The organism is Caldisericum sp., assembly GCA_022759145.1.
GTDB lineage: Bacteria > Caldisericota > Caldisericia > Caldisericales > Caldisericaceae > Caldisericum.
On record JAEMPV010000098.1, the window covers coordinates 1 to 5,935 of the forward strand.

5 protein-coding genes are annotated in these 5,935 nt (G+C 37.6%); 3 read left to right on the forward strand and 2 right to left on the reverse strand.

The genetic code is table 11. The features are described 5' to 3' along the window. Positions 1–618: 618 nt before the first annotated feature. From JHC30_06165 to JHC30_06175, 3 genes are all read left to right on the forward strand, one after another. Positions 619–1,728 (forward strand): sugar-binding protein, encoded by a 1,110-nt coding sequence (locus tag JHC30_06165; GenBank protein ID MCI4463736.1) that lies wholly within the window; start codon positions 619–621, stop codon positions 1,726–1,728. 166 nt (positions 1,729–1,894) lie between these two features. After that, on the forward strand, positions 1,895–2,701 hold the full coding sequence (locus JHC30_06170) for a sugar ABC transporter ATP-binding protein (protein ID MCI4463737.1): 807 nt from the start codon (positions 1,895–1,897) through the stop codon (positions 2,699–2,701). Then, entirely contained in the window at positions 2,685–3,893 is a 1,209-nt protein-coding gene (locus JHC30_06175; GenBank protein MCI4463738.1) for a hypothetical protein, read from the forward strand. The genes JHC30_06170 and JHC30_06175 overlap by 17 nt, the downstream gene beginning before the upstream one ends. A gap of 230 nt (positions 3,894–4,123) precedes the next feature. On the opposite strand, the gene JHC30_06180 is transcribed toward JHC30_06175, so the two are convergent. Further along, positions 4,124–4,822, reverse strand: coding sequence for a Gfo/Idh/MocA family oxidoreductase (locus JHC30_06180; protein ID MCI4463739.1), 699 nt, complete (start codon positions 4,820–4,822; stop codon positions 4,124–4,126). Further along, positions 4,809–5,171: a Gfo/Idh/MocA family oxidoreductase gene (locus JHC30_06185; GenBank protein ID MCI4463740.1), complete on the reverse strand. Its 363-nt coding sequence runs from the start codon at positions 5,169–5,171 to the stop codon at positions 4,809–4,811. The genes JHC30_06180 and JHC30_06185 overlap by 14 nt, the downstream gene beginning before the upstream one ends. Positions 5,172–5,935: the final 764 nt, after the last annotated feature.

Genomic DNA, 5,935 nt, shown 5'->3' on the forward strand with positions numbered 1-5,935 from the left:
CCAACTCCACACAATGGATTGAAATTTGGTATTTGTATCCATTTTGAGTTTTTTTAATATTTTCCCTAATTTTATTATTGACTTGTTTTTTAAGTTGTATATAATTTCGTTAAGAGTTTTTTATTTACTGTAAAAAAGAAAGAAGATGAAAGTGCAGATGTATTAGGAGCTACAACCGCTGAAAAGCTATGCACGGGTTTGGGATTAAAAGCTCAACCCTAGTTGTTATGTCTTATTGGATGTTGAGGAGAGTAAAAGTGTATAAAGAATGTAGAATTTTTGGAGTAGATGTGTTGAGAAAAAACTACTGGTCCGAGGTATTTTCTCAGACTCACTTTGGTTTATTTGTTTTTATGTGTGAGTTACCGTCTTCTGTTTTATCGCTTGTTGCAAGGCTTACTTCGGTGGTAAGGGACTTTTATTGGAGAATTATAGATCTGTTATTTACTGTGCTCTCTGGACTTTTTTATGGAACCCTTTGGGTCAAGGAGAACTTGGGTGAAAAATTCAGTTTCGGTTATTTGTTGTGATTCTACAAATTTTGTTAAAAGAAAAAGCACCACTATGGTGGGTGCTTCCAAATTACACTAAAAATGAAAGAAAGGAAGGGAGTGAAAAGTGAAAAAGTCATTATTATTGTTAGTAATAGTATTAATGTTTGTTTCTGCACTTGGAGGACTTTTGCTTACAGGGTGTTCAAAGAAAGCAACAGTAGATATTGGTATAGTCCTCCCGACAAAGGACGAACCAAGATGGATACAAGATGAGACTCGTTTCAACGATGCTCTTAAGGGCACTAACTACAAGGCTGAGATTCTCTTCAGCCAGGGTTCTCCTGCTGTAGAAAAACAGAATGTCGAAACCCTTATTAATAAAGGCATCAAAGTTCTCATCCTTTGTCCACACGATGCAACTGCTGCTGCCGCTGCTGCGGAAGAAGCTAAAGCTGCAGGTGTAAAGGTTATTTCATATGACCGTCTTATACTTGATACCGATGCCGTTGATTACTATGTGACCTTCGATAGCATTGCTGTTGGAAAGGCTCAGGGGCAATACTTGGTTGACAAGGCCGGCAATACTAAGAATAACCCACTTTATATTTATACTGGTGCTCCTACTGATAATAACTCTTTTCTCTTCTTTGAGGGTGCCTGGGAAACACTTCAGCCAAAAATTGCCGATGGTACATTCGTTATAAAGAACTCAAGCGAGGCTGTCGCTCTTCAGAATAAACAAAAGTTGACGCGTGAAGAGGAGAGCAAAATCATTGGCCAAACTACAACAAACTGGGATTTTACCGTCGCTAAGAATTTAGCTGAAGCCAACTTAACTGCTGCAAAACCTACCGACAAGGGTAATGTATTTATACTGGCTCCCAATGATGGAACTGCCCGTGCAATTGCAGATGCATTTGCTGCCGACAAGGATGTCAAGAGTTATGTAATTACAGGTCAGGACGCTGAGAAAGCTTCCGTACAGTATATTATTGATGGTAAACAGTCGATGACAGTCTTAAAGGATGTTAGAACATTAGTTAAGGATGCAATCGCTGCAGCTACTGATTTTCTCAATGGGAAAACCCCTCCGCAGACTACCACTTATAACAATGGTAAGATTGATGTCCCTGCTAAACCCTCCGCGATTGTTGTAGTTGATAAGAACAATGTAAAATCTGCTTTGATAGATTCTGGTTATTACTCAGCTAGTGATTTTACAGGACTACCATAGAAAATAGGGTAAAGAGTTAGTTAATATAGAAATTATTGCTAAAAAAGAATAGTGGGTGGAACGAGAGCGTTTTGGTAATTATACTCGTCCACCCACTGTAAAAAGATTTAGTGCATTTAATGCAGTTGTATTTTTATTTAGTACTTTAAAGGACGGGAGGACAAATATGGAAGATGATATACCCGTTGTGGAAATGCGAAATATTAAGAAGAGTTTTGGCGGTGTTCATGCGTTACGAGGAGTAGATCTGCTACTCCATAAAAATGAAGTGTTGGGATTGGTGGGCGATAACGCCGCTGGTAAATCTACTTTGATGAAGGTTCTAAGTGGAGCATATATTCCTGATGAAGGAGAGATTCTCATCGATGGTAAGAAGGTGTATTTTACCAGCCCTTGGGATGCACGTCAACATGGTATCGAGATGGTATATCAGGATCTGGCGCTTGCCAACAATCTTGATGTAGTTGCTAATGTTTTTATGGGGCGTGAAGTTGCAAGCGTAAAGTTAGGGCCGATAAAAGTAATGAATGAGCATTATATGGAGCAAGAGACACAGCGTTTATTAAAACGGTTAAAGATTGACATTCCCTCTGTGCGGTTAAAGGTGGCAAATTTGTCGGGTGGTCAGCGCCAGGCAGTTGCTATTGCTCGTGCAACGGCTTTTAACGCCAGAGTCATTATTCTGGACGAGCCCACAGCAGCTCTAAGTGTTGCTGCGATTAGTAAGTTGCTTGATTTGGTTCGAGAGCTCAAGGCACAAGGAACTTCTATCATTATAATAAGTCACCGTTTAGAAGACATTTATCAAGTATGTGATCGGATGATGGTACTGCGCCACGGACGCAAAGTCTGTGATACTCCTGTTGTTGGTGATATTGATAGTTTTAGAGAGAAAGTAGTAGCTTATATGATTGGCGCACGTGACGATTTCGCTGAAAAAGGGGGTGTGGAGTCAAATGATGAAAGCAGATAAGTTCGAAGAATCATCCAGTAGGGCTGGAGACAAAATATTTGGACTAAACATTAGTGAATGGGGTATGTATATCGCTTTGTTAGTTACTATGATATTCTTTGCCGTTGCTACAAATGGAATCTTTGTTTCACCGAGGAATATAGATGACTTGATAAAGCAGACAGGTTATACAGCAGTTTTAGCAATCGGAATGACTCTTGTCATTATTATTCAAAAGATAGATCTGTCTGTTGGTTATTTGTCAGGCTTCCTCGGAGCGGTGGCAGCAACTGCTATGGTGTCTTGGCACTGGTCTGCATATACGAGTATATTACTTGTGCTTGTTCTTGGTATTCTTGCAGGACTTTTGACTGCTTTCTTAATAGCAAAATTGGATGTTCCTGCTTTTGTAGCAACACTTGGTGGTTGGTTGGGTTATAGAGGAGCATTACAACTTGTAACAAGGAGCAGGGGTACGATTATTATTCCAAATGATACATTTAACGCTATAGGTAATGCATATATCCCTGACATTCCGGGTATTAGAATCTTTCCCGGAGTGCACAAATTAACTCTAATTCTTGGAATTTTAAGCATTTTATTTTTCATTTTAAACGAAATAAGAAACCGTAAAAAGAACCAGGTTTATAATATTAAAACAATGTCAATACATTTATTTATTATTAGGTTAATACTTTTATCACTTTTAATCGGTGGTGTTACATGGGTGTTTGCAAGTTACAGAGGTCTCTCATGGACTGCAGTGATAGTTTTGATTGTGTTTTTAGTATATAATTTCATTATGTCAAGAACAACGCTTGGTAGGCACATTTATGCTGTTGGTGGAAATCCACAGGCGGCTGAATTAAGTGGTATTAGCGTAAAGAAAATAATCTATGTTGTTTTCGGCTCAATGGGCATGCTTGCTGCTTTGGCAGGAATACTGTTCGCTTCCCGCTTTAAATCTGCTACAACAACAGCAGGAACTCTATTGGAAATGGATGCAATCACGGCTGCTTTCATCGGTGGAACTTCACCATATGGAGGTGTAGGCAAGGTTACAGGGTCGATCATTGGTGCGTTCCTTATGACTTCACTAACGAATGGCATGAACCTTATGGGTGTTGATATATCTTTTCAGTACATCGTTAGGGCTATTGTTCTTGTGGTCGCTGTTATATTTGATATTGCAACCCATAAAAGAGAAAAATGATAATCTATTTTTTTCTATGCTTACTGCTGTGAAGGTTTTTGATGGATAAGAATGGGGTTAGTGAGGAGACCAATCTTGTTTTTTGAGAAGATAAGATCTGTATACTAATAAGGGATGAAAATAATAGGTTGTATTTAGAGTGGGTCCGAATATAGGAATTTAGCCTGCTTACGAGTTTGGTATTGTGCGCTAAATTTCTTTATCGGCTTTTTTGGATATAAGTCTCGCTTTTACAGTTCGGATGGTTTAACCCATCGTCTTTCTTTATTGGAAAGTTCAACTGCTTCTATAACTTCCTGACATTTTACTCCGTCATAGAAATTTGGAGTTGTTGCAGTATCATTTGCTATAGATTCAAACAGGTCGTATATTTCGTGAATAAAGGTGTGCTCATATCCTATAATATGACCGGGAGGCCACCATGCACCCAAATATGGATGTACCGGTTCTGTTACTAATATTGTTCTAAATCCCCTTATTTCCTGTGGATCTTCAAGTGAATAAAACTGTAGTTCATTCATTCTTTCAAGATTGAAAACTATTGTTCCCTTGCTGCCATTAACTTCAAATGAATTATAACTTTTTCTTCCAGGAGCAAGTTTGGTTGCTTCAAAAGTTCCCAAGGCACCGTTTTCAAACCTGGCAAGAAATGTAGTTGCGTCATCCACTGTGACTTTTCCCATTGCTCTATCAGTCCCGACGCCAGAATCCGTAATTTGCCTAATTAAAGGCTTTTCTTTTATAAATGTTTCGCTCATACCTATTACTTCAGAAAACTCTCCTACTAAGTACCTAGCAATATCTATTAAGTGAGACCCCAGATCTCCCAGAGACCCAGAACCTGATATTTCTCTTTGCAGCCTCCAGACAAGAGGATAGCTGGGGTCAATGAGTCGTTCTTGAAGGAATACTGCTCTAAAATGATATATTTTTTCCTATTTTACCTTCATCGATAATTTTTTTGGCTAACGCTACAGCAGGGGCTCTTCTATAATTAAATCCAATCATATGTTTTACATGGGCATCTTCTACTGCGCTTAATATTTCTCTTGCTTCTTTTAGGTTCATAGCTAATGGCTTTTCGCAAAGGATGTGCTTACCTGATTTTGCTGCTCTTATAACAATCTCTTTATGAATATCAGTTGGAACAGAGATATCAATAAGATCGATATCTTTTCTTTCAACAAGTCTTTCCCAGGAAGTTTCTACCTCTTGCCATCCAAACTTATTAGCAACTTCTCTAACTGCGGATTCGTCTCTTCCACACAAAACTTTCATTACAGGCATTCCCTTAGTATTAAAAAACTTAGGCATATCTAAATATGCGTGGCTATGAGCTTTCCCATAAACTTGTATCCTATAAGTCCTACATTAATATCCATTTTTTACCTCCATTGTTAAATTATACAACTTTTTTAAGTTATACAACTACACATCTTGCCATATAAACAAGCATTTTTTCCTTGTTTCTCTTTTTTTGGATAATTTAGAATACATGCAAAATCTAATATTAAATATGGAAGACTGACCTGTATCAAGATATCATTCCGGGGTTTCCAAGGAAGTTTTGTGAATAGCCTGTTTATGGAGTATCAGCAATCGTGTATAACGAAATTGAGGACATGCTTTAAGGAACTTTGATTCTCAAACCTTTTTACTATAGAGGAGCATATGTTCTACCTTAAAACACAATGGGAAGAATTCAACAATAAGACTTATAAAATACTTTATATCAAACTTTCCAAAAATATCAATCCATTTGGGAGCTAAGAGTATAACAAGATAAACATCAAACAAAAATTTGTAGTTGCAAAATGAAGATTTTCAAAAATTAAATCATAGGATTTATGCGGGATGATTCAAGGTCAACTGATAAAGTCGAGACAGGGTGCAGCTCACCATCTCAAAAGTTTGAAGGCACCTCGTTTCTTTTAGCATTACAATTGGCATAATAAATTTCATAATACTCTCTATTCACACTTCTATATATTTGACTTGTTTTTTAAGTTGCATATAATTATGTTAAGAGTTTTTTATTTAAT